This window comes from Streptomyces varsoviensis (assembly GCF_000718635.1).
Taxonomy (GTDB): Bacteria; Actinomycetota; Actinomycetes; order Streptomycetales; family Streptomycetaceae; genus Streptomyces; species Streptomyces varsoviensis.
Genome location: NZ_JOBF01000071.1, coordinates 1 through 507, shown reverse-complemented (window position 1 = coordinate 507; position 507 = coordinate 1). Strand labels below are relative to the sequence as shown.

At 66.5% G+C, this 507-nt stretch carries 1 protein-coding gene; it reads left to right on the top strand.

All coding sequences use genetic code 11. From position 1 onward, the window contains the following. A partial coding sequence (locus tag IF55_RS35620; protein WP_048833136.1) for a SidA/IucD/PvdA family monooxygenase occupies window positions 1–507 on the top strand: 507 nt, incomplete at both ends.

The following is a 507-nucleotide window of genomic DNA, read 5'->3' as shown; positions in this document are numbered from 1 at the left end:
CCCCCTCGCCCTCGCCGGCATCGGGATCGGCCCCTTCAACCTCTCCCTCGCCGCCCTAGCCCACCCCCTCACCCACCTCCGCACCGCGTTCTACGACCAGCGCCCCCACTTCGCCTGGCACCCCGGCCTCCTCATCGACAACGCGACGCTCCAAGTCCCCTTCCTCGCCGACCTCGTCACCCTCACCGACCCCACCAGCCCCTGGACCTTCCTCAACTACCTGAAAACCCACCACCGCCTCTACCCCTTCTACTTCTCCGAGAAATTCCACATCCACCGCACCGAATACGACGCCTACTGCCGCTGGGTCAGCGAAAACCTCACCGGACTCCACTTCAACCACCACATCGACACCATCCGCTGGAACCCCGACCGCACCCTCTTCGAAATCGACTACACCCAACTCGACGACCACGGCGAAGCCGAAGCCCTCGGCCGCGCCTACGCCCGTAACCTCGCCCTCGGCATCGGCACCGCCCCCCACATCCCCACCCCCCTCGACGACCT